At 43.6% G+C, this 22,326-nt stretch carries 22 protein-coding genes and 1 tRNA gene; 9 read left to right on the forward strand and 14 right to left on the reverse strand.

Features of this window, described 5'->3' with window-relative positions:
* Nucleotides 1–91 precede the first annotated feature (91 nt).
* A tRNA-Arg gene (locus tag ACYRYY_RS01285) sits at nt 92–165 on the reverse strand.
* A complete protein-coding gene (locus ACYRYY_RS01290) occupies nt 156–701 on the reverse strand; it encodes a 50S ribosomal protein L11 methyltransferase (protein ID WP_460213681.1) in 546 nt (181 codons plus the stop codon). The genes ACYRYY_RS01285 and ACYRYY_RS01290 overlap by 10 nt, the downstream gene beginning before the upstream one ends.
* Nucleotides 702–873: 172 nt before the next feature.
* Between ACYRYY_RS01290 and ACYRYY_RS01295 the strand changes: the two genes are divergently transcribed.
* From ACYRYY_RS01295 to bioB, 6 genes are all read left to right on the forward strand, one after another.
* Nucleotides 874–1,893 (forward strand): aspartate-semialdehyde dehydrogenase, encoded by a 1,020-nt coding sequence (locus ACYRYY_RS01295; protein WP_460213682.1) that lies wholly within the window; start codon nt 874–876, stop codon nt 1,891–1,893.
* 96 nt (nt 1,894–1,989) lie between these two features.
* On the forward strand, nt 1,990–2,832 hold the full coding sequence (gene speB / locus ACYRYY_RS01300; RefSeq protein ID WP_460213683.1) for an agmatinase: 843 nt from the start codon (nt 1,990–1,992) through the stop codon (nt 2,830–2,832).
* 97 nt (nt 2,833–2,929) lie between these two features.
* Nucleotides 2,930–3,202: an HU family DNA-binding protein gene (locus ACYRYY_RS01305; protein WP_265823141.1), complete on the forward strand. Its 273-nt coding sequence runs from the start codon at nt 2,930–2,932 to the stop codon at nt 3,200–3,202.
* A gap of 179 nt (nt 3,203–3,381) precedes the next feature.
* On the forward strand, nt 3,382–4,719 hold the full coding sequence (locus ACYRYY_RS01310; protein ID WP_460213684.1) for an AAA family ATPase: 1,338 nt from the start codon (nt 3,382–3,384) through the stop codon (nt 4,717–4,719).
* Nucleotides 4,703–4,981, forward strand: coding sequence for a hypothetical protein (locus ACYRYY_RS01315; RefSeq protein ID WP_460213685.1), 279 nt, complete (start codon nt 4,703–4,705; stop codon nt 4,979–4,981). Before ACYRYY_RS01310 ends, ACYRYY_RS01315 begins: the two co-directional genes overlap by 17 nt.
* Before the next feature lie 4 nt (nt 4,982–4,985).
* Nucleotides 4,986–5,942 (forward strand): biotin synthase BioB, encoded by a 957-nt coding sequence (gene bioB / locus ACYRYY_RS01320; RefSeq protein ID WP_460213686.1) that lies wholly within the window; start codon nt 4,986–4,988, stop codon nt 5,940–5,942.
* Here bioB and ACYRYY_RS01325 read toward each other — a convergent pair.
* A complete protein-coding gene (locus tag ACYRYY_RS01325) occupies nt 5,937–6,320 on the reverse strand; it encodes a gamma-glutamylcyclotransferase family protein (protein ID WP_460213687.1) in 384 nt (127 codons plus the stop codon). The two genes, bioB and ACYRYY_RS01325, sit on opposite strands and share 6 nt — an antisense overlap.
* Before the next feature lie 150 nt (nt 6,321–6,470).
* On the opposite strand from ACYRYY_RS01325, the gene ACYRYY_RS01330 reads away from it, so the two are divergent.
* Together ACYRYY_RS01330 and ACYRYY_RS01335 are read left to right on the forward strand one after the other, a co-directional pair.
* A complete protein-coding gene (locus ACYRYY_RS01330; RefSeq protein WP_460213688.1) occupies nt 6,471–7,886 on the forward strand; it encodes a PhoH family protein in 1,416 nt (471 codons plus the stop codon).
* Between the two features lie 475 nt (nt 7,887–8,361).
* Nucleotides 8,362–8,814 carry an N-acetyltransferase family protein gene (locus ACYRYY_RS01335; RefSeq protein ID WP_460213689.1) on the forward strand — a complete coding sequence of 151 codons (453 nt, stop codon included), beginning with the start codon at nt 8,362–8,364 and terminating at the stop codon, nt 8,812–8,814.
* A 1-nt stretch (nt 8,815) separates the two neighbouring features.
* Here ACYRYY_RS01335 and ACYRYY_RS01340 read toward each other — a convergent pair whose 3' ends face one another.
* Both ACYRYY_RS01340 and mobB read right to left on the reverse strand, forming a co-directional pair.
* Nucleotides 8,816–9,394 carry a nitroreductase family protein gene (locus ACYRYY_RS01340; protein WP_460213690.1) on the reverse strand — a complete coding sequence of 193 codons (579 nt, stop codon included), beginning with the start codon at nt 9,392–9,394 and terminating at the stop codon, nt 8,816–8,818.
* A 163-nt stretch (nt 9,395–9,557) separates the two neighbouring features.
* Nucleotides 9,558–10,223 (reverse strand): molybdopterin-guanine dinucleotide biosynthesis protein B, encoded by a 666-nt coding sequence (mobB, locus tag ACYRYY_RS01345; protein WP_460213691.1) that lies wholly within the window; start codon nt 10,221–10,223, stop codon nt 9,558–9,560.
* A 108-nt stretch (nt 10,224–10,331) separates the two neighbouring features.
* Here mobB and ACYRYY_RS01350 point away from each other — a divergent pair, with 108 nt between their 5' ends.
* Nucleotides 10,332–12,188, forward strand: a complete 1,857-nt coding sequence (locus tag ACYRYY_RS01350) for an ABC-F family ATP-binding cassette domain-containing protein (protein WP_460213692.1) — start codon at nt 10,332–10,334, stop codon at nt 12,186–12,188.
* Nucleotides 12,189–12,194: 6 nt separating this feature from the next.
* On the opposite strand, the gene ACYRYY_RS01355 is transcribed toward ACYRYY_RS01350, so the two are convergent.
* From ACYRYY_RS01355 to ACYRYY_RS01395, 9 genes are all read right to left on the reverse strand, one after another.
* A complete protein-coding gene (locus ACYRYY_RS01355; protein ID WP_460213693.1) occupies nt 12,195–13,316 on the reverse strand; it encodes a PQQ-dependent sugar dehydrogenase in 1,122 nt (373 codons plus the stop codon).
* A 145-nt stretch (nt 13,317–13,461) separates the two neighbouring features.
* Nucleotides 13,462–15,300 (reverse strand): ABC-F family ATP-binding cassette domain-containing protein, encoded by a 1,839-nt coding sequence (locus ACYRYY_RS01360; RefSeq protein WP_460213694.1) that lies wholly within the window; start codon nt 15,298–15,300, stop codon nt 13,462–13,464.
* Nucleotides 15,301–15,416: 116 nt separating this feature from the next.
* Nucleotides 15,417–17,129: a bifunctional metallophosphatase/5'-nucleotidase gene (locus ACYRYY_RS01365; RefSeq protein WP_460213695.1), complete on the reverse strand. Its 1,713-nt coding sequence runs from the start codon at nt 17,127–17,129 to the stop codon at nt 15,417–15,419.
* Between the two features lie 98 nt (nt 17,130–17,227).
* Nucleotides 17,228–18,310 (reverse strand): OmpA family protein, encoded by a 1,083-nt coding sequence (locus tag ACYRYY_RS01370; protein WP_460213696.1) that lies wholly within the window; start codon nt 18,308–18,310, stop codon nt 17,228–17,230.
* Nucleotides 18,311–18,375: 65 nt separating this feature from the next.
* A complete protein-coding gene (locus tag ACYRYY_RS01375) occupies nt 18,376–19,335 on the reverse strand; it encodes a nucleoside recognition domain-containing protein (protein ID WP_460213697.1) in 960 nt (319 codons plus the stop codon).
* A gap of 50 nt (nt 19,336–19,385) precedes the next feature.
* Complete coding sequence (locus ACYRYY_RS01380; RefSeq protein ID WP_460213698.1) at nt 19,386–19,550, reverse strand: hypothetical protein; 165 nt, start codon at nt 19,548–19,550, stop codon at nt 19,386–19,388.
* Between the two features lie 108 nt (nt 19,551–19,658).
* Nucleotides 19,659–20,075, reverse strand: a complete 417-nt coding sequence (locus tag ACYRYY_RS01385; RefSeq protein ID WP_460213699.1) for a cupin domain-containing protein — start codon at nt 20,073–20,075, stop codon at nt 19,659–19,661.
* Between the two features lie 46 nt (nt 20,076–20,121).
* Complete coding sequence (locus tag ACYRYY_RS01390; RefSeq protein WP_460213700.1) at nt 20,122–21,393, reverse strand: dihydroorotase; 1,272 nt, start codon at nt 21,391–21,393, stop codon at nt 20,122–20,124.
* Nucleotides 21,393–22,322, reverse strand: coding sequence for an aspartate carbamoyltransferase catalytic subunit (locus ACYRYY_RS01395; RefSeq protein ID WP_460213701.1), 930 nt, complete (start codon nt 22,320–22,322; stop codon nt 21,393–21,395). Before ACYRYY_RS01395 ends, ACYRYY_RS01390 begins: the two co-directional genes overlap by 1 nt.
* Nucleotides 22,323–22,326: the final 4 nt, after the last annotated feature.

Here is a 22,326-nt window from a genome sequence, read left to right on the forward strand (position 1 = left end):
GATAAAAAATGAGTTATTTTGAAGGCAATACAAGGGAAATTATAAAAGAAAACGGATTCCAGAGTTTTCTGAAATCCGCTTATGTTCTGTACGGGCGGTGCGGGAATCGAACCCACTACCTCAGGCTTCGGAGACCTGCACTCTATCCTGATGAGCTAACCGCCCTTTTGCAAAAGAATCGTACTATATTCATCATGTATATTCAAGTCAAGGACTTTGAACCCCTGCCTCTCGTAACAAACCTTTACCTCATAGTTATACTCAAGAGGAATACCGGAGAGAAGGGCAAGTCCCTGCTCTGTTAAAACATCGGCTATATAGGGGCAGAGTGCAATAAGAATATCCTGATATATATTTGCAGCGACAACATCGAACCTGCCACTCACTGCGTCGTTATATCCACATATAATATGGTTGTTTGTAACTCCGTTAAGCTCATTGCAGAAGACAGCAGTTTCGCATGCGGCAAGGCTCGGATCGAAGCCAATGCACATTTCAGCACCAAGAAGAGAGGCAGCAATACCGAGTATTCCTGTTCCGCAGCCGACATCAAGCACCTTCTTCCCTTTAAGCTCCATATTCTGTATATGCTTAAGGCAGGCGAGGGTAGTCTCATGCTCACCGCTGCCGAAAGCTCCCTGCCTTATCCGTATTTTTCTGCCGCCTTTCAGCGGTATGTCATATATCTTCTTTTCGCTCATAGTTTATTCTTTTTTCCGTTTAGTCTCACTTTATCAAGTGATAGCATGAACAAACAACGAACACAAGTGCAGACAAATAATAGTGTTTTAAAGCCTTAATTTCGCTTTAAGTGTTGACAAAAGGGCGTTCTGATAATATTTCATTTACTACCATATTCCTTGAGGTGCAATAATGGCGCAATTACAGAAGAAAGACGCTTACAACGTGGCCATTGCCGGTGCTACCGGTGCCGTAGGAGAAACCTTTCTCCAGATTCTCGAAGAGAGAAACTTTCCCATAGCAGAACTCAGACTTCTTGCTTCAAAACGTTCAGTCGGCAAGACGCTTAAGTTTAAGGGTAAGGATTATACGGTGCAGGAACTCACGCATGACAGCTTCAAGGATATTGACATAGCACTGTTCTCCGCAGGCGGCGGCAGAAGCCTTGAGTTTGCACCATCTGCTGTTAAGGCAGGCGCAGTTGTTGTCGATAACAGCTCCGCCTACAGAATGGATGATAACGTGCCCCTTGTTGTTCCTGAAGTTAACCCCCAGGATGCGTTTAAACATAAAGGTATAATAGCAAACCCTAACTGCACTACAATTATCATGGTTGTGGCTCTTCAGCCTCTTCATGCTTACTCCAGAATAAAAAAGGTAGTGGTTTCATCCTACCAGTCAGCTTCCGGAGCAGGCGCACAGGCTATGCAGGAGCTTATGGATCAGACAAAAGCATGGGCGGAAGGAAAAGATATCAAGGTTGAAAAATTTGCAAACCAGCTTCTTTTCAACGTTTTCCCCCACATAGACAGCTTCACCGAAAACGGTTATACCAAAGAAGAGATGAAAATGTTTAACGAAACAAGAAAAATAATGGGAGACAAGGACATAAAAGTCAGTGCGACATGCGTCCGTGTTCCTGTTCTTTCTGCTCATTCTGAATCCGTTACGATTGAAACTGAAAAAGAAATTACCCCTGAGCTTGCCCGTGAGCTTTTCAGCAAGGCACCGGGACTCGTAGTTAAGGATAATCCTGCTGAAAATAAATATCCTATGCCTCTTTTTGTGGCTGGTCAGGATGACTGCTACGTAGGCAGAATAAGAAAGGATCTCTCTGCTGATAATACTCTCAGCTTTTGGGTTGTTGGTGATCAGCTCAGAAAAGGTGCTGCAACAAACGCAGTACAGATTGCAGAACTCTTAATTAAGTAGTATAGTATATCTTACGGTCGGGAGCTGCAGGGGCGGTTCCCACCGTTTTATTTGAAAGTAATAAATTTATTTTTGAACGGAGAAACCACTAAGTATATGAAATTTGAACCTGTCAGTAATTGTTTTATCTCCTGTGACAAACCCTTTGACACAGCAGAAAACATAATCATGGGTGTACCCTATGACGGCACATGCAGTTTCAGACCCGGTTCCAGATTCGCACCGGATGCCATCCGTTCAGCTTCATACGGGATAGAGACATACAGCCCCATGCTGGATGCTGATCTTGAAAATATGAAAAACTGCGATATAGGCGACCTTGAGTTATCCTTCGGAAATAAAAAGAATATTCTCAGCGTGATAGAGTCTGCCGCGCTTGAGGTTTTTAATTCAGGCAAAAGACTTATCTCTTTCGGCGGGGAGCATCTGGTTACTCTGCCTCTGTTCCATGCTCTTTCTGTAAGCCTTAAAACAAAAGATATTTGCGTTATTCACCTGGATGCACATGCCGATCTGCGTGATGATTACATGGGCGAAAGACTTTCCCACGCCACCGTTATCAGAAGAATTTCCGAAATAACTGGAATGGCTAATATTTTTCAATATGGGATACGCTCCGGAACAAAAGAAGAGTTTGATCTTATAAAAAAAGAAGGTACAATGATAACACCTTTTGCTGATTTGGCGGATGCCATAGGCGGGAGACCCGTTTATCTTACCATAGATCTTGACGTGCTTGACCCGTCAGGCTTTCCGGGCACAGGAACACCTGAACCCGGTGGATGGCAATTTATTGAGATTTACAGTATTCTCAGAGCTATCAAAAATTTAAACGTAAAAGCTGCAGATGTGGTTGAACTTTCACCGCATTATGATCACAGCGGAGTGTCGACCGTAACAGCCTCAAAGGTAGTCAGAGAGCTACTTCTGAGCCTTTGAAATTTTGTTTTTTTACGGTTGAAGAATGAATAATATCTTGATTTTATAGGTACCACTGTGTATAACCTATAGAAACTTCTTGAGTGAGGAGGTTGTAGTGAATAAGAAGGAACTTATTGAGAAGATTGCCGAGAAGTCAGGGCTGAAAAAGTCTGACGCAGAAAAAGCACTTAAAGCTTTTGAAGAGGCAACTGTTGAAGCTCTTAAAGCAGATGACAAAGTTACGCTTGTCGGCTTTGGTACATTCTCTGTTTCCGCAAGGAAAGAGCGCAAGGGTAGAAACCCTCAGACTGGTGCAGAGATGACTATCCCTTCCAAAAGGGTACCCAAATTTGTTGCCGGCAAACTTTTCAAAGACAGCGTAGACTAAGCTGTCTCTTGTTTTACTGAGACAAATTTCCAAGGAATAAAAAGCTCTCTTCGCACTAGCCGAGGGGAGCTTTTTAATTTCCCTTTCCCCCCAGCTTCATTTATTGCTCCTATATTATTGAAAATAATTTGTAAATCATATATCATGACTTATCTTCGATTAAACTCATAAGGACAGTTATGCATATTGACTTTTTCGGTTTCAGGGATAAACCTTTCAGACTCACGCCGGAACCTTCGGCATTTTTCTGTTCAGCACCCCATGACAGGGCTATGACCATGCTAGAATACGGCATAAACAGCCGCAAAGGTTTTATGCTGCTTTACGGTCTGCCCGGAACCGGAAGAACCACGCTCTGTTTTCTGCTTCGGGAGACTCTTGTCAACTGTAATGTGTCTTACGTTGCCAGAGTTCCTGACAGTGATTTGCTGCAGAAAATATGTAACGGCTTCGGAATAGAAGCAGTCCACAGCTCCACTGAAAACGAGTATTTCGGCGCTATGATGGATTATTTCGTTGGTGAATATAAGAAAGGTAAAAATAATCTTATAGTCATAGACGATGCCGATGAATACTCTATAGACAGTTTCCGCACCCTTGAAAAACTTTCTGAGGTCGAGATAGAGCAGTGTAAGCTTGTTCAGGTTCTCCTTGTGGGAACGCAGGAACTATGCACTAAGCTTATGTACGGAAATGTCAAAAACCTTAGTGAGCGTGTTCTGTCTGTAACAGAATTAAACCTTCTCGGGTTAAGTGACACTGCAAACTATCTCCAGCACCGCATAAAACACGCTAAGGGTACTGATCCTGAAGTGCTGAAAAGAACTGCTGTCGTTGAAATTTTCCGTTATTCTCACGGGCTGCCGCTTGAAGTCAATCTTGTTGCGGACAAAGCCTTTCAGGCTGCTGCTGATGCCAAAGATAAAAAAGTTGGTCCCAAACATGTCCGTGAGGCGATAAAACATATTTCAGGCATAAGACAGCCTTTAAAAGTATTCACTGTAGCGCAGTACCTTACACCGTTTCTTATTTTCCTTGTCCTTATTCTCGGCGGACTGCAGATAAAGTCATTTTTCGATATGAAATTTATAGAAGAGCAGTATGCGGCTAACAAACCTGTGGCAGAAACACCGGAACCTGTTAAACCTATTGAACAGCCTGTTATTGAAGAATCTGTTCCTGAGCCTGCTGTTGAAGAGGAAACAGTTCCGGAACCTGTTGCAGTGCCTGAACCCGCTCCGGTTGCGGAGATCCCTGCCGTTGAAAAAAAGCCTGAACCTGTAACTGAAGCTCCTGTTATGGAAACAAAATACGGCTGTATCACCGCCAGAAGCGGACTTAAGTTGAGAAGTCGCCCTGTGGCTGATTCTGCTGTGGTAGGTGTTGCTGCTTATAACAGCAGAGTTCCTCTTTTTGAGCGTGATGGTGACTGGTGGCGTTCCGAAATCAACGGGACAGAAGGCTATCTTTATGCTCAGTATGTGGCAGAAACAAACCAAGATGGAAACTGCGAATAAACTTCTGATTTCTGTTTTTTTCCCAATAATCCTTCTTAGTGCCTGTGCAGCAAAGCCCAGCTCCGCCGTGGAAGCTCTTCAGGACATCGAATCAGAAATGAGGAAAATGCGGGAGGAAACATCCGTTTTAAACAACAGAATCAAAGAGCTAGAGGTCAGGCTGGATAGTCTTTCTGCAAATATTGACAATCAGACGGAAGAGATAAAAGAAACCGGCAAAAGCATCACAGAGACAAAAAAAGATATTGAAGCATTAAGGTGATTTCATGATTGAAAAACTGTACTCTAAGTGTCTGAACGGGCATGAAACGAGTGATTCCGATATAGAAGTAATACTAAAAACCCCTTTGAGTGAGCTGCTGGAATATTCCTATAAAATAAAGCAGCACTTCTTTGCCAATGATATAAGTACCTGCGGCATTATAAATGCAAAAAGCGGATTATGCAGCGAAGACTGCATATTCTGTGCCCAGTCAGCACATCACAGAACAGGGACTCCGGTTTATTCATTCATAGACCTTGATGAAATCCGTAAAGGAGCATCAAGAGCCGCCGAAGCGGGAGTAAAAAGATATGCAGCAGTAATCAGCGGTAAGTCTCCCAATGAAGCGGAATTTGAGCTTCTGCGTCAGTCTGTGGAGATAATTACCTCTTTCGGGATGGATGCAGATATATCTGTCGGTGTTCTGACCAAAGAACAGCTTGCAGTCCTCAAGACAAGCGGGTTGAAAGGCTATCATCATAACCTTGAAACTTCGCGCAGTTTTTTTCCCAATATATGCACAACTCATGAATATGATGAGGATGTAAATGCAGTTAGATACGCTGTGGAAGCAGGGTTATATGTCTGTTCCGGCGGTATATTCGGAATAGGGGAATCATGGGAGCATCGTGTTGAGCTTGCCCGTGAGCTTAGAAATATCGGAGTTCAATCAATACCTGTCAATTTTCTTAACCCTATAACCGGCACACCCCTTGAAGGCGCAAAACCGCTTTCACAGGAAGAGGCATTAAGAATAATAGCCTTATTCCGCTTCATGATGCCTGACAAACATGTGCGTGTATGCGGAGGCAGAACTCTTGTGTTTCCTGGAAATGAAAAAGATAAACTTTTTAAATCAGGCGTTTCCGGGCTCATGGTCGGTGATTATCTTGTGGTGAAAGGAGAAGGATTGGCAAGTGATATGGATGCGATTAACCGCCACATCAATGAAAGCTCATAATATAAAATTTCTCCATCTGCCGGAAAGTAAGGGCACTCCCTTTTCCCTTATTTGCTTTTCGTACCGCTTTGATGCGAGAAATACCGCAGCCTGAACCACTTCTCTGTCAGTATAGACCTTAACAGCTTTTTCTATATATAGAGGATCAGCCTCGTCAATATCTTCATACTCTCTTATACCGGATAAACTTTCCTCACTGACACAGTATATTTCGCCGTAAACCTCTGAAACAGAGTTTTCTATAGCTATAGGATATCCTTCCGGCAGATGAAACAGTTCGCCCTTGATGTATCCTTCCGCCTCAGGTTCTTTCCCTGTCAGGTATTCATTATGCCCTGAAAAGCCTTTCATCAATGTTCCGTAAACAAAAATTATCATTTCAGTTATTTTTATGGAATTAAGACATTAATGTCAACCACTGTGAAAATCAGTTAAATTTTTGTGCGGTCTAGGCTTAAGCTAAAACTATCCTTGACTTTAAAACATACTCGGTTGAAAATTAAGGCATTGAAAAGGTTGGAGTTGTTAATGCCTAAAGCAGTTAAAAAATCCACAAAGATCAAGAACTTCGTAATCGACACAAACGTAATTCTCTACTCACCAAAAGCTCTGGAAACATTCGATGACAACAATATCTATATCCCTGCCATAGTCCTTGAAGAATTGGACTCATTTAAGAAGGGAGTAGACCTCAACGGCTATAACGCCCGTGAATTTATCCGCAAAATAGAAGACTACAGAACAGGCGGGGATCTTCTTAAAGGCGTTAAAATGGAAAGCGGAGCTACATTGTTTATATCTTTTCATGATAAAGAGTCAAAAGACAGTGTTCCTGAAGAGTTTTCCGGCAGAAGAAATGACAACCTTATATTAGGTATAGCAAAAAAGCTTCAGAATGAATCAAAGAACGAAACAATAATAATCTCAAAAGACGTTAACCTGCGTGTTAAGGCAAACGCTCTCGGCATCAAAGCCGAAGATTATTACCATGAGAGGATGGGCAGTTTTGTTGAAAACAGAGACGACACCCTCTATGTGCCTGATTCATATATAAATACGATGTATCAGGAAAGCGAGCTTCCTATGCCCGATTATATATACGGCATAAACATGGAGGACTTTAAGCCAAGAGTTAATGAGTACTTCGTGATGAAGAGTGAAGTTGATGATAAAAAAGGCGTTCTTGTAAAATACTTTGAAGATGAAGGAGATATAAAAGGGTTTCAGCGGGTTACGGAATATGAAAATGTTTACGGCATAACCCCCGCCAACAGAAAGCAGAAATACCTTATGGAAGCTCTGCTTGACCCGGATATTGATGTTGTCTTCGCCATTGGTATAGCAGGAACAGGCAAAACCCTTCTTGCTCTCTGCGCCGGAATGTATGCGGTACTTAACGAAGGAACCTACAAAAAAATGCTTGTTACACGCTCTCCCATTCCTATGGGGCGTGATCTGGGTTATCTGCCCGGAAATATCTCCGAAAAACTTGACCCATGGCTCAAACCCATATATGACAACCTTGAGTTTATAATCGGCAACAGCAGCAAAGAGATAAAAGACGGAAAAGACGGTATATATTACAAAAGCCAGATGAACAACATCACAATAGACTATCTGAAGTCTTCCAACATACTTGAGATTGAAGCACTGACCTACATAAGAGGAAGAACTCTTATTGATACCTATGTTGTTATAGACGAAGCACAGAACCTCAGCCCTCATGAGATGAAAACAATCATAACAAGGGCAGGGAATAACACAAAAATTGTCTTTACAGGAGATTTGAAGCAAATAGACAACCCTTACCTCAATGAGTGGGACAACGGGCTTATAAACGCATCAGAGAAGTTTACACAGGCACGTTTCAAACACTGCACAACTGTTTTCCTTGATAAGGGTGAAAGAAGCCGTCTTGCCACTGAAGCGGCTAGGGTGCTGTAGAAATATAATACATTGCGGGGCTTAGTGCCCTGCATTTAATTAAGAGAAAAAAAGTAACTAATTTAACAAATGATAAAGGCACGGGATAATAAACCGTGCCTTTTTTATACGATAACATATTCATAATTTTGAAAACCCTGCCCGACTAACGGTACATAGTGTTTTTTCACCTTGCCGGGCAGGGGATTTTAAAGTGACTCAACGGGTAACACCTCCGTATCTGTCTTCAGCGATGCTTATGCGGCTTTTTCTCTTATGTAGAGTTCCTAACAACTCAGGGGAATGTCGCTTCCCGTGCGTTCCGTGCATCAGCTATATATCCTAAGATATAAACCTCTTTGTATTCCGCAATAGTTTTTTGACACTTTTAACAGGAGTGATTGTTAAAAAATGTTTCTGCATATTTGAAAACACCATTTGCTTTTAAAGATCAAAAATATTATAGAGATTTTATCATTATTATAACGGAGCAGACATGGCAGACAGCATCACCCTCCGCCCCGCGGAAAAGACAGATATTGAAGGCATGGTAGAAGTTTTGAGTGAGCTTCTCACCCTTGAAAACGAAACAGTGGATGAAGATGCAATGAAAAAAGGATTTCAGATGCTTATGAGTGATCCCGAACGCTACTGTATATATATTGCAGAGCAGGATGGAAAAATAGTAGGCATGTGTCAGGCTCAGTCATTAGTATCTGTGGATGAGGGAGCAAGGGTTGCCTACGTGGAAAATATGATAGTGAAAGGGGAGCTTCGCAGTTCAGGTGTCGGTGCCAAGCTTCTGTCCGCTGTTGAGGACTGCTGCCGTGCCAGCGGACATATCCGTATTCATCTTCTTGTTCTGGAGAAAAATCAGGGCGGAATAAAGTTTTATTCCCGCAACGGGTGGAAAAAAGACACCCATGTTTATATGGATAAGGAGCTGTAGACTACAGCTCCTTGATGATCAAGTCTTCTATGCATCTTTTTGGGACATAATGATTCCCTTCTTCGTCCCTGAAATATTTATGATCTGCCGTTTCTCTGATGCTGACCACCTGAACATTTTCAACCGGATAACCAAGAGCAACGACGTAAAGTATATTTAAGCTTTCATCAATCTCAAGTATCTGCATCAGGCGTTCTTTTTTTATATTTCCCAATATGCAGGAACCCACTCCAGCGGCAATGGCAGTGAGGCATATGTTCTGCATGGCGAGCCCGGCATCAACCTGTGCATATGAAGAATCCTTGGTGGAAAGAATAATGATATACCCCACCGGGCGTTCGTCAGGTTCAGGACCATCCCAGTCTTTTAAGTAGCCTGCCCAGCCGAGTGTGGAATATACTTCCGCTGTTTTTTCTCTGTCAGTTACTGTGACATAGCGTAGCGGCTGAAGATTGGCAGCGCTTTGTGCCATTCTTGCTGAGTATATAAGGTCTTCCAGAAAGCCCATATCAAGCTCTTTGGAATTGTCAAACCTGCGGTAGGAACGGTTAATCTGTATAAGTTCTTTTATTCTTTCCATTATACGCCCCCATTAAAGTATTAATTGTATATCAACGGCGGCTGGTGTCAAGTACGGCTGGAAATAATTAAGAGGATAATACGCCGGAGCGGGCTTCCTGATTCTCTCTTGCGTTGTTCGCTGTGGAGATTTTAGCGGAAAACCCGCCCCGTGGACTTAAATTCTATTTTCTTAAATCGACCTTTATTTCAAACTCCATAGCATCTTCAGCACCTTTCAGGGATTTCAGGTAGCCTTTCAGAGTATTTGCCAGCGAAAACGAGGCAAAACGGTTGAGGTCTATCTTCTGTCCGTCCGCAACAAGACTGACAAAAGGTGTGGGTTTTTCCTCGCAGAGAATCCGCTCTTCGATAAGGCTGACCACCGCCTGCGGATCGTTTATATCAAGAAGCATGGGAGCATCTTTGATTTGTCCGCTTTCAGGAGTGTCGGTCGCCACTGCAAGCAGGCTTTCATGACCTATACAGACAGGCTTTTTACCGTTTGATTCTCTGAAAACTTCTATCTTGGGCAATGAGGATGATTTGTAACCTTCAACGACTATAAGGTCGATGTCACCGTCACCCGCCATATAAAGCATATCACCCAGATCCGCTTCGCCGTCTGCGATCATCGCATACTTTGCGGGGGATGATATAAGCACACGCACGGCTCCGGCCTGTTTGTGCCGCCATGTGTCTTTTCCTTCGTGGTCGATCTCGAATCCGTGAGCATCATGCTTGATAAGGGATATGCGTAACCCCTTCTCCGTGAGGATTCTGATAACCTGTTCAACAAGCGTTGTTTTCCCGCTGTTGCTGCTTCCTACAAATGAAATAACCGGAATCATATCTATTACTCCTGTTAATAAAGTTGAATCGGCGCATTATCCTTCACTTTTGCAAAGATTTCCAGTAGATTGTATCCGCCGCAGGCATGAATATATGGAGTACAGGTAATGATAAGCGTTGAAAACATAAGCAAAAGCTACGGAGGGCAGGTTCTACTGGACGATGCCTCATTCAGATTAAATAAAGGTGAGAGAGCAGGGTTGGTCGGCAGAAACGGACACGGCAAAACAACTGTTTTCCGCATGCTGATAGGGGAAGAAACACCGGATTCCGGTCAGATAAGCTTTCCCAAACGATATGTAATAGGGCACCTGAAGCAGCACCTTGACTTTAAGGAGAATACTGTCATCGAGGAAGGATGCAGGGGTCTCCGTGAGGAGGATGAAGGGCAGACATGGAAGGTTGAAAAAATTCTATTCGGACTTGGGTTTACTCAGGATGATATGTACAGGCATCCATCTGAGTTCTCAGGCGGATACCAGATACGTCTTAATCTGGCGAAAGTTCTTGTTTCGGAACCTAATATGCTTCTTCTTGATGAACCCACAAACTATCTGGACATTACATCAGTCCGCTGGCTTGAAAATTTCCTCAGAAGCTGGAAAGGTGAGCTTATTCTGATCACCCACGACAGAAGCTTTATGGATGCTGTTGTTACCCACACAATAGCCATACACCGCAAGAAGATCCGCAAGATAGAAGGCGACACAGGCAAACTCTACGAACAGATAGCTACGGAAGAGGAAATATACGAAAAAACCCGCCAGAATGAGGAACAGAAGCGCAAAGAGGTCGAAGCATTCATCACACGCTTCAAGTCGAAAGCCTCGCTGGCAAGCCGTGCCCAGTCAAGGGTGAAAATGCTTGAGAAAATGGGCTCAAGGGCAAAGCTTGAGGACATAAAAGATCTGGACTTCGGCTTCCGGTATAAACCTTACGAAGGTAAAACAGGGCTGAACGCCAAGGGAATCACCTTTGGCTATGATAAAAGCGATCCGCTTATAAAAGATTTGGATGTTAATATCACCACCGGTGAGCGTGTCTGCATAATCGGTAAAAACGGTAAGGGTAAAACCACTCTGCTGAAGCTTCTTGCAGGTGAAATGAAACCAGATTCAGGGGAAGTGTACTACGGACCCGGCATTGAAAAAGGCTTTTATGAGCAGACAAATATAAAAACACTGGATGACAGACGAACCATAGAGGAAGAGCTTTTACAGACCGCACCGGATGTTGACAGGCAGAGGGCACGCAATATAGCGGGGATCATGATGTTTGAAGGTGACACTGCACTCAAAAAGATCGGTGTTCTCTCCGGAGGGGAGAAGAGCAGGGTGATGTTAGGCAAACTCCTCGCCCAGCCTCTTAACTTCCTGATGCTTGATGAACCAACAAACCACCTTGATATGCAGTCCTGCGATTCGCTGCTTGAGGCTCTTGATGAGTTTCCCGGCACACTGCTTCTTATCACCCATAATGAGATGTTTCTTCATGCTTTGGCGGACAGGCTTATCGTTTTCAAAAACAACTGTATAAGCGTGTTTAACGGTACATACGCAGAATTTCTTGAGAAAGAGGGATGGGACGAGGATGATGAATTCTCCAAGCCCAAGAAGAAAACAACCTCTGAAGGGAAGCTGACAAAAAAAGAGCTGAGGAAAAGGCGTTCTGATCTTCTTTCTGAAAGAAACAGAACCCTAGCACCCCTTGAAAAGAGAGTTCATGACACTGAAACGGCAATTGAGACTGCCGAAAAAAGAGTTACAGAGCTAAATCAGCTTTTGATAAGCGCCTCGGAAAAAGGGGAGTCGGATAAAATAAGTAAGCTTTCAAAAGAACTCACTGAATGGGAAAGTGAAATTGAAAAGCTTTTTACCCAGCTTGAGGGCGCAACCGAAGACTTCGAGTTTGAATCCGCAAAATACGAAGCCAAGCTCAAAGAGCTTGGCGACGATGAAGATTAGTATTTCTTAATTGGCGTTTCCTGATGCTTCAATGCGCAGGAGACGCCCGTTTTTATTATCTGTCAGTAGATAAATCCATCCGTCCGGTCCCTGACGAACGTCTCTTATCCGTTCACCGAGTTCCTGAAGAAGCCGTTCCTCGCCGGCGACCTTTCCGTCTGATATAGTGAGCCTCACAAGCATCTTAGCTGCCATAGCACCGACAAACACGTTCCCTTTCCATTTGGGAAAGCCGTCAGCACTGTAAAACATCAGCCCGCTGGTGGCTATGGAAGGATTCCAGTAGTAAAAAGGTTCACGGAAACCTCTTTCCGCATGGTTGTCAGGAATAGGTACGCCATTATAGTGCGAACCGTAGCTGACTTCCGGCCATCCGTAGTTGACTCCGGCTTCGGTAATATTCAGCTCGTCACCGCCCATGGGACCGTGTTTCACAGTCCATAATCTGCCCGTTGCAGGCTCAAGTGCAGCTCCCTGAACATTCCGGTGTCCATATGACCATATTTCAGGCATTGCACCTTCAACTCCCACAAAAGGATTATCCGCAGGTATTGAACCATCCGTGCGGACACGTATGACCTTTCCTAAATGGTTATCAAGCTTCTGCGCCTGTTTACTGTAGTCAAACCTTTCTCCCAGCGTGATAAATATATTGCCGTCACCGGACAATACAAGGCGTGAACCCCAGTGATTTTTGCCGGTTACTTTGGGAAGCTGGCGGAAAATTACCTTTACGTTTTCCAGTTTTTCACCGTTCAGCTCTGCTCTGGCGACTGCGGTTCCGGCTTTACCGTTTTCTTCTTCAGAAAACGAGAAGTAGATTACCGGGAGTTCAGACGATTTCGGGTCAACAACAACATCCAGAAGCCCGCCCTGACCCTGAACAAATATTTCAGGCAGACCTGACAGGGGCTTGGAAAGCACACCGTCAGAGACAAGCCTCATCCTTCCGGGACGTTCCGTAACCAGAATTCTGCCGTCTGGAAGAAAGGCAAGGCTCCATGGGTTCTCTAAACCTGACGCAACAACAGAAACATTAAGATTTCCTGCGCTGGATTTAAATTCATCAGCCTTCACCGAGGGGGCAACTAACAGCATGCAAGTTAGTATCAGAAGAAAATACCTCATAATAGCCTCCTTCTATCGCTATAGTTTTAGATATGTCAAACTTTATATATAGAATCTAGGTATAAGGGGACGATATGTACAGGATAATTTTGATATATGAACTCAAGTAATAAAAATTATAAGGTTGGTTACGGGCTGAGTGTATTCACTCAAGCCCGCTTAAATATTCCCATCTTTCCATTTTTTCCAGAAGCTCCATTTCCTTAGCCTCTATTTTGGCTTGTAAATCCGTAAGGCGTGAATAGTCACTTCCTCCCTGTTCAAGTTCCGCACTCAAATCGGCAAGTTCGCCTTCCAGAACGGCTATTTCAGCCTCAATACCTTCATATTCCTTCTTTTCAGCATAGGTAAGCTTACGCTTTTTCTCCTGCTCCTGCTTCGGAGACTCTTTCTTTTCAGAAGACTTCTCTTTAACAACATTTCTGGATTCCATCCAGTTGGAATAGCTGCCGGGGAAATGCTCAAATATACCGTCACCTTTGAAAATAAACATAGTGTCACATACTCTGTCCATAAAGTATCTGTCGTGAGATACCACCACGGCGCACCCGCCAAAGTCCTCAAGGAAGTCCTCAAGCACGCTTAGTGTCTGTATATCAAGGTCGTTTGTCGGTTCATCGAGAATGATGAAGTTCGGATTCTTTATCAGCTCATTAACAAGATGAAGTCTGCGTTTTTCCCCGCCGGATAATTTACCTATGGGGCGGTAGTGACTGTCTTTTGGGAAAAGAAAGCGCTCAAGCATCAGTGTGGCAGACAGAGTGAGTCCGTTATCAAGTTTGATATTTTTTGCTGTTTCTTCAATGTATTGAATAACCTTCATTTCGGGGTCAAGCTCTTTACTGTGCTGATCAAACACCCCGAAGAATGTGTTTATGCCTATATCAACAATACCGTTGTCCGGTTGTTCCTCACCTGTGAGAACACGCAGAAAAGTTGACTTTCCGCTTCCGTTAGCGCCAGCTATACCAAGTTTTTCGCCTTTTTTGAACGAATAACTGAAATTGCGGAACAGAACCTTATCTCCATAAGCCTTGGAGACATCCTTAAGATCTATTATCTTGCCGCCGAGCCTTCGCCCAAGTGTCTTAAGCTCAAGATCACGCTCTGTCTTATGTACTATGCTGTCCTGTATAACCGCCGCACGGTCAATCCTTGCCTTCTGCTTTGTGGTGCGTGCCTTCGGGCTTCTGCGGAGCCATACGAGTTCATTACGGAGTATATTAGAAAGTCTTTCCTGCCTCCGCTGTTCGTGGGCTTCTGTTTCGGCCTTTTTCTCAAGGTAAAAAGAGTAGTTCCCGTCATAGCGGGTGAATTTTCCTTCGTCTATTTCAAATATTAAATTGCAGACACTATCAAGGAAGTATCTGTCATGAGTAACAAGGAGAACAGCTTTTTTAGTGGATTCCAGATGGTTTTGAAGCCACTCCACTGTATCAATGTCAAGATGGTTTGTAGGTTCATCCAGAATAAGGAGATTGCCTTCATCGATCAACGCCTGTGCAAGTGAGACCTTCTTCGCCATACCTCCAGAAAGTTCGCCCATTTTAATGGTGTAATCGTGTATGCCAAGCTCACCAAGAACAGATTTTACGCTGTATTCGTATCCCCACGCATTTTTAGAATCAAGCTCCGACATTATCTTATGCAGTTCCGGGCTGTCCGTATGACAGAGCTGTTCATAGCGTTTTATTAGGCGCATCGTAGGGGTATCTGATTTGAAGATGTAGTCAATTACACTGACTTGAGGCAGAACATCAGGTAACTGTGCCAGATAGTTGATAATACATGTCTTATTGACAGCAACATTACCGCCGTCCGACTCTTCTAATCCGGCTATAATTTTCAGCAAAGTTGATTTCCCGCTGCCGTTGATGCCGATTATTGCAGCTTTATCGCCTTCGTTAAGCCCGAATGTGACATTCTCAAAGATTGTCCTGTCGCCGTAGTTCTTTTTGAGTTTTTCAATTGATAAAAGATTCATAGGAGTGAATTATTATATATCTTCACATGATTTGGCAATATAAAAGCCCGCAGTGAGGGGTATGCTGCGGGCTTTTTCTGGTTTTAAGGCAACTTGCGGAGATTAACCCTATTCGTTTACTTTAAATAATATTTCACAGGGAGCATATCTTCGGGAAGATTTTCCAGCTTTTTCCCAGAATTATAGAGATTTTGAAGGTAAGCTTTAAACACATCCCTGTAGTTTATGTACGTTTCCGGAGCAAAACCGTGCTTCTCCTGCGCTGTGCGGAAGGTTACATATCCCTCTCTGCCTCTGCCCGGAAAAGACGTGGTTGCGATAAGGTATATTTTGTTATTATCCGGCTGCGTCCACTTTCCGGTGGCTTTATCTGTTATTTCAAGGGCTTCAACCCTTTGTCCGTAAGGCTTAGTCATGTTAATACCATAACGGAGACCATAAGCATAAGGGAACGAACGCATAGTATTCGTCTTGAGAGCATTATCCAGAGCGTCCTCAATGACTGCCTTTATTTCCTCTCCGGTCATTTGTATTTCCCACAGGGTGTCATGATGAGGCAGAAGATCAATCAGAGTTCCGAAGGTTATATTTTGATCTTTTACCACACCGTCACGGGTAACTGTAGCGTTTACCACCGCCGCATCAGCATTACCGGAATATTCAGCCATTGCCTTAGCAACAAGAGGAGCAAATAGCGAACCATGCGGCATTTCTGCATCAGGTTCCCAATTCTGGGGAATATCATCAGCGGATACGCACAAAACTTTTTCTCTCATCGCTGACAATTCTTCTTCATAGTGATCCAGAACTTTCTGAGCCTGCGGGTCGGGGGTAACAAATTTTATATTAGGCGCACTGTCTACAGCCGCTTTTGCCTGTCCCGGTGATACTGAAGACTTGATAATATCCTGAATTATAACAACAGGGCTGCCTGAACATGAAGTGACTTTGCCTTCATCATCAAAAACCACATCAAGATCTCCCACTGCAAAGCCGAAATATCCTGCCTGAACCACGCAGATGTTATTACCTTCTGCATCCGGTATAAACGTGGGGTAGGGACCTTCATATTTGAGACCAAGATTTGTGAAATCACCGAGAAGGGTATGTGAATCACCGTCAACGATAACATCCACGTCTTTCAGCTTATTTGCAAGCTCACCGATGCGCCCGTAACCATAATGGCTTAAAAGAACTATCTTGTTTATTCCCATTGACTTAAGCTCTTCTGCATACTTTGAGACCGATTCATATTCGCCAAGAAAGGTTATTTCATCACTTGGCTTCGATGAACCCTGGGTTTTGCGTGAAACTGTAAGCCCGATTATACCGATCTTTTCCTCACCGATATTCTTGATGATGTACGGTTTTATTAATCCGTGAAGAGGGCTTTTTTCTGACGCATTGATATTTGAGCTAATTAAGGGAAAATTGACTTCATCAATAAACTTTTTAAGCAGCCCGTCCCCTTCGTCAAACTCATGGTTACCCACTGCCATTGCGTCAAATCCTGCAAGATTCATCAAATCAGCGTTAGCTTTTTCCTTGAACACAGTAAAAAAAAGATGCTTGGAAAAAGCATCCCCGGCGTGAAGCACCAGACTATTGGGTATTTCAGCCTTTAAACTGTTTATTTCACTGATAATAAGTGGAAAACCGCCCTGATTGACTTTCATTGTTATTCCGTCAATTGTGTAATCTGCCTGTTCTGCCCTTAAGTGTGAGTGATGATCGTTGATATGAATGATTTTAAGCTTGAAATCATCCGCAAATACATTAAATGAAACTAAGAAACTCATGGTGAAAATAAAAACGGATAGTTTTTTCATAACTGCCTCCGCTTTATATTAATGAGAATATAACGAAAAAAGTCAAACAAAAAAGGGGGCTTTCGCCCCCTCGTTATATATTTTTATTTATAACGCAGTTATTCAGGCTTCTGAGACTGAACTCTCGTTCCGTCCTCATCAAGTGCAACAGCCTCAATACGTCTGTTTGCCGCTCTGCCTTCAACTGTATCATTAGATGCAACAGGGTTGCTTTCTCCGTAGCCTTTTGTCTGAACTCTGTCAGCTTCTATCCCAAGTCTAATAAGCTCTGCTCCTACAGCTTTTGCTCTTTTTTCAGAAAGCTTCTGATTATAGGCTTCACTTCCTTTGCTGTCTGTATGTCCCTGAATCTCAACCTTAAGAACAGGGGTAGCCTTCATAAAGTCGGCAAATTCCTGAACCTTATTCATGGAAGCAGCGTCTATAACATCGCTGTTATTAGCAAAGTTGACAAGGAGTTTCATGCTTTTAAAGCATCCTTTCTCATTAACGCTGAATTCCGCAGGAGTGCCGGGGCACAGATCCTGATCATCGTAAACACCGTCACCGTCAGTATCAACAGGGGCAATAACGGCAACTGCTTCCTCTTTTTTCTCTTCAACAGCGGCGGGTGCAGGAGCAGGTTCTTCCTTAACAGCAGCAACCGGAGCAGGGACAGGTTTATCGGCAATCTTCTCTTTTACTCCAAAAAAGTAAGCAACAGATAAAGCCACAAGTTGATCATGTTTGCCTTCACCGTAGTAGATGTTTTTATAGGAAACATCACCTGCGAAGTTTTTAGTGAAAAGATATTTAAGTCCTCCGCCAAGAGCAAGCCCGGTGTCCGTGTCATCGGCTACACGTGCTTCAATACCTGCCTGAAGAAAGGGAAGGAGGCCTCTATCCATTGAGGGTCTGAAATGATACAGAGCATGAAGTCCGGGAGTGAAAATATCTTCTGATTTATTTGTGCTGTCGTACTCAGCATCTACAAATCCGCCGGAGAGTTCGGCAGCCCAGTGTTCTGTAATGAAATATCCGAGTTTGATTCCCGCTTCAACGTCATTTTCAAAATCTGACTTATCATCGAAAATTTTATATCCGACATAGGGACCGAAGTAGTATGAACCTTTCATTTCATATGCTGCGGCACTCATTACAGTGAACGCACATACAAGTAAAAATAATGCAATTTTTTTCATCTTTCACCTCGGATAAATATTCTCTTAATTATAACAGATATCAAACGGGTGTAAAGTAAATTACGTTAAGTGCTTTTAAAAGGTAAAAATAACATTTTATGGAAGAAATCAGGGGTTATTGTTCTTATAAATCTTTGCAGGAGAACAACTATAATAATTGAGAACGCTATTCTTCCCCAGAAAATCCCTGAAAGATGCCCCCCGACAACCATAAGAAGGAGAGTGTCTTCTATCAGACTGTGGCACAAGCCCAGCAGAGATATTGAAAAGAATATATCTTCTTCGGAAAGTTTACCGCTTTTTGCCTCGTTAATTATCATTCCCCCAGCGTAAGACAGACCGATTGTCAGCCCGAAGATGGTGAGAGTTGAAGCACGGGCGCTGACGCCGAAGAAACGGAGAACAGGGCTAAGTATCCGCTCCATGAGTTTTATGAGTCCCAGCGCATATAAAATACGCATTACAACAACCAGAGTAAAAATGATGCATGTAATCCATACCAGGTTTTTAAATTCTCCAACAGCCCATGCGATCCATGAAGTATCTTTAACCGGAGGAGCCCAGAGAATGTTCAGAGGGTTCTGGAGGGTGTCTGTAGCGGTGTAGATAATATTCAGAATCCATCCGTAAAGCACTGCACCGCCCATACGCAGAGCAAGCATGGCACGGAGCCTCGGACCTGATTTACGCATTATCTGAAGTTCAACCGGCATAGAATGGGCTATGAGAACTATGGACGCAAAGACTGTCGCCTGCGCTACAGTTAAGTTTAGCCCGTCAGAAAGGCTTATGAAAACTATTATTCCGCCGTAGATATTTGTGAAAAGAGCGGTTGCCCACGCAAGTCCAAGCTCGCCGGGCAGCCCCATAAGTTTCATGAAAGGATTGAGAATAGAGGAAAGAATATTAACTATTCCCAACTCTGATAGTATCTTAACAGCTATTATGACAGGAATCATAATCCTGAAAAGAGTTTTGCAGATATTATAAGTTTCTTTCAGCAGTTCTGAAACAAGTTTAAACATCAGTTATTTTAACATACACCCCTAAAACGGGCAATATGAGAAAACCGGTCTCAGCGTACTGAAATTGTCAGCATTTTTTCTTCGATTGCATCCTTTTTTTCCTGTGCCGCTTTCACAGTGTCAAAGCCGATATGACCTTCAACAGCGCAGAATATTTCATCTTCAGAAATTTCAAAAAGGTTTTCTGTTTTTTCAATGAATTTTGCAGAGGACATAGCCCACCTCACATGTTTTATGGTGAACAGTATATATCTGAAAAAACAAAAGAAAAGAGAAATTAAACAAAAATCGTTCTATTGTTCTATTTTAAAAAGTAATTATCATTATCTGTCAGATAAAATACTCAGTTCAGCCCCTTTTGTTCCCGCATAAAACACAATGATTTCCGCAGGCTCAATACCTGTGTTTTCACCCTTATGCCACGTATTTACTACTTCGATTATCGGATCCCCTGCGTGCAGAACAAGAGTATCTCCTTCCTTTGTGACAACAGTAAGCTCACCAGACAAAAGCACTCCGGCATTTATTACAGGGTGTTTATGAAAAGGCAGAACTGCACCGGCAGGTATGGTTATTTTTAATATGGAAATTTCCGGCTCCCCCTTGGGGTATTCGGGCAGGTTTGCACCGTTCCAGCTTGTAGATGATTTAGCAAGAGTAACGGCTTTTACGCCTTCTGATTCAGCAGCATAGGCGCAGAAACAGGATAACACCAAGATACAAATAAACAGTTTTTTCATTGAAATCCTCAAAAAAAGAGGGCAGGGAACACCTGCCCATATAATTTTATATATCTGCTTTATATACTTCTTTTCCGTTTTTAAATGTCAGAACGCAAAGTCCTTTCAGAGTTTTGCCCATGAAAGGTGAGTTGGTTGATTTGGATTTATTAAGCTTTACATCAAATACATACTCTTTATCAGGGTCAATAACTGCTATATCAGCCATTGCTCCTTCTTCAATCACTCCTCTGCCTTTCTGGCGGAGCAGTTGCGCAGGGGCATAGCTGCAGAGCCTTGCAAAGTCATTTTCGTTTATCACTCCCTCACGGACAAGATTAAGGGTAAGAGGAACCATGGTCTGTAAGCCTGTTATACCGAAAGGAGCGAGATCAAACTCCTGAAACTTTTCGTCTCTGGCATGGGGGGCGTGGTCTGTGGCTATGCAGTCTATAGTGCCGTCCTTAAGTCCTTCCTTCATAGCCTGTACATCATCAGCAGTGCGGAGAGGAGGGTTCATTTTGCAGTTGGTATCATAACCCAGTAGCTCTTTTTCGGTGAGGGTAAAGTGGTGAGGAGTAACTTCGCATGTGATTTTGATTCCCTTCGCCTTGCCCCATCTGACAAGATCAACAGCGTCCCTTGTGCTTATGTGGCATATATGAACATGTCCTCCAGTAAGCTTTGCGAGGAGAATGTCACGGGCTATCATTATCTCTTCTGTTTCAGAAGGGATACCTCTTAGACCGGTAATAGCGGAAACTTCACCTTCGTGGATAACGCCTTCACCCGCAAGCTGCTTGTCCTCACTGTGGCTGAGTATCATTCCGCCGAAGCCGGACACATATTCCAGCGCCCTGCGCATAACATCAGAACCGAGAACCGGCTTGCCGTCATCGGAAAAAGCGCATGCGCCTGCGGCAAACATTTCACCCATTTCAGTAAGCTCTTCACTGTGCATTCCTTTTGATACAGCGCCAACGGGCAGTATGTCGCATACTCCCAGCTCCTTGCCTTTATCAACCATGTATTTAGTGATAAAAGCATTATCGTTCACAGGTTTTGTATTTGCCATAGGGCAGACAGCAGTAACCCCGCCCGCAGCAGCTGCATACGAGCCGGAGATGATGTCTTCCTTATACTCAAGCCCCGGATCGCGAAAATGGACATGCATATCTATAAGACCGGGCAGAACCATTTTCCCTTTAAGATCATAGGTTTTATCTGCCGTAGGGGTATCATCGGTAAGTGACTTTATTATTCCGTCCTCAATGAGGATATTTTTGGTTATCGTCTTATCATAATTGACTATTTTGCAGTTTGTAAGCAGTGTTTTCATTATTCTCCCCCTCTCTGACCTGTTCCCAGTGTATAAAGAACCGCCATCCTCACCGCAACACCGCTTTCCACCTGCGGAAGAATCACGGACTGCGGGCAGTCAGCTATTTCGCTTGATATTTCGACCCCTCGGTTGATAGGACCAGGGTGCATCACTATTGCGTTGTTGGAGAGCTTAAGCCTTGCGGCGTTCAGCCCGAAGTACCTTGCGTATTCCTTTACGGAAGGCAGAAGCAGCTTGCCCTGACGCTCTCTCTGGATGCGGAGTGTCATGATAACATCCGCTCCGTCCACCGCTTCCTCCATATTATTGCATACTTTTACCCCGAAAGGAGATGTGCAGCGGGGAAGCATTGTTTTGGGTCCGAAAAGGCGGAGATTGATGCCGAGCCTAGGCATTGCCCATATGTTTGAGCGGGCAACCCTGCTGTGGGTGATATCGCCAATTATTGCGACATTAAGCCCATCAAGCCTGCCTTTGTGCTGTTTGATTGTGAGCATATCCAGAAGCGACTGGGTAGGGTGTTCATTAAGCCCGTCTCCGGCATTCACCACCGATGCGTTTGTGTTTTCAGCTATAAATTTAATAGCTCCGCTGTAGGCGTGGCGTACAACAAATATGTCGGTCTTCATCGCTTCAATGTTATGAACAGTGTCGATGAGGGTTTCACCCTTTGCTGTGCTGCTTGCGGATGCGGAAAAATTAATTGTATCCGCTGAAAGTCTTTTACCGGCTATCTCAAAGGAAGTTCTGGTACGGGTGGAGTTTTCAAAAAAAAGATTCACAATGGTTTTTCCCTTAAGTGTTGGAACCTTTTTAACATCCCTGTGGTTGATTTCCCTGAACTTTTCCGCCGTATCAAGCAGGTGGAGAATCTCATCTTTTGTAAGGTCTATCATACCTGTAAGGTCTTTTCTGCTGTAAGACATCTGT

The organism is Geovibrio sp. ADMFC3 (genome assembly GCF_054687035.1).

Excerpts from the sequence above, each read along its gene's own strand:
- ACYRYY_RS01290 (WP_460213681.1), bottom strand. The coding sequence starts at position 701 with ATGAGCGAAAAGAAGATATATGACATACCGCTGAAAGGCGGCAGAAAA.
- ACYRYY_RS01295 (WP_460213682.1), top strand. The coding sequence starts at position 874 with ATGGCGCAATTACAGAAGAAAGACGCTTACAACGTGGCCATTGCCGGT.
- speB (WP_460213683.1), top strand. The coding sequence starts at position 1,990 with ATGAAATTTGAACCTGTCAGTAATTGTTTTATCTCCTGTGACAAACCC.
- ACYRYY_RS01310 (WP_460213684.1), top strand. The coding sequence starts at position 3,382 with ATGCATATTGACTTTTTCGGTTTCAGGGATAAACCTTTCAGACTCACG.
- ACYRYY_RS01315 (WP_460213685.1), top strand. The coding sequence starts at position 4,703 with ATGGAAACTGCGAATAAACTTCTGATTTCTGTTTTTTTCCCAATAATC.
- bioB (WP_460213686.1), top strand. The coding sequence starts at position 4,986 with ATGATTGAAAAACTGTACTCTAAGTGTCTGAACGGGCATGAAACGAGT.
- ACYRYY_RS01325 (WP_460213687.1), bottom strand. The coding sequence starts at position 6,320 with ATGATAATTTTTGTTTACGGAACATTGATGAAAGGCTTTTCAGGGCAT.
- ACYRYY_RS01330 (WP_460213688.1), top strand. The coding sequence starts at position 6,471 with ATGCCTAAAGCAGTTAAAAAATCCACAAAGATCAAGAACTTCGTAATC.
- ACYRYY_RS01335 (WP_460213689.1), top strand. The coding sequence starts at position 8,362 with ATGGCAGACAGCATCACCCTCCGCCCCGCGGAAAAGACAGATATTGAA.
- ACYRYY_RS01340 (WP_460213690.1), bottom strand. The coding sequence starts at position 9,394 with ATGGAAAGAATAAAAGAACTTATACAGATTAACCGTTCCTACCGCAGG.
- mobB (WP_460213691.1), bottom strand. The coding sequence starts at position 10,223 with ATGATTCCGGTTATTTCATTTGTAGGAAGCAGCAACAGCGGGAAAACA.
- ACYRYY_RS01350 (WP_460213692.1), top strand. The coding sequence starts at position 10,332 with ATGATAAGCGTTGAAAACATAAGCAAAAGCTACGGAGGGCAGGTTCTA.
- ACYRYY_RS01355 (WP_460213693.1), bottom strand. The coding sequence starts at position 13,316 with ATGAGGTATTTTCTTCTGATACTAACTTGCATGCTGTTAGTTGCCCCC.
- ACYRYY_RS01360 (WP_460213694.1), bottom strand. The coding sequence starts at position 15,300 with ATGAATCTTTTATCAATTGAAAAACTCAAAAAGAACTACGGCGACAGG.
- ACYRYY_RS01365 (WP_460213695.1), bottom strand. The coding sequence starts at position 17,129 with ATGAAAAAACTATCCGTTTTTATTTTCACCATGAGTTTCTTAGTTTCA.
- ACYRYY_RS01370 (WP_460213696.1), bottom strand. The coding sequence starts at position 18,310 with ATGAAAAAAATTGCATTATTTTTACTTGTATGTGCGTTCACTGTAATG.
- ACYRYY_RS01375 (WP_460213697.1), bottom strand. The coding sequence starts at position 19,335 with ATGTTTAAACTTGTTTCAGAACTGCTGAAAGAAACTTATAATATCTGC.
- ACYRYY_RS01380 (WP_460213698.1), bottom strand. The coding sequence starts at position 19,550 with ATGTCCTCTGCAAAATTCATTGAAAAAACAGAAAACCTTTTTGAAATT.
- ACYRYY_RS01385 (WP_460213699.1), bottom strand. The coding sequence starts at position 20,075 with ATGAAAAAACTGTTTATTTGTATCTTGGTGTTATCCTGTTTCTGCGCC.
- ACYRYY_RS01390 (WP_460213700.1), bottom strand. The coding sequence starts at position 21,393 with ATGAAAACACTGCTTACAAACTGCAAAATAGTCAATTATGATAAGACG.
- ACYRYY_RS01395 (WP_460213701.1), bottom strand. The coding sequence starts at position 22,322 with ATGTCTTACAGCAGAAAAGACCTTACAGGTATGATAGACCTTACAAAA.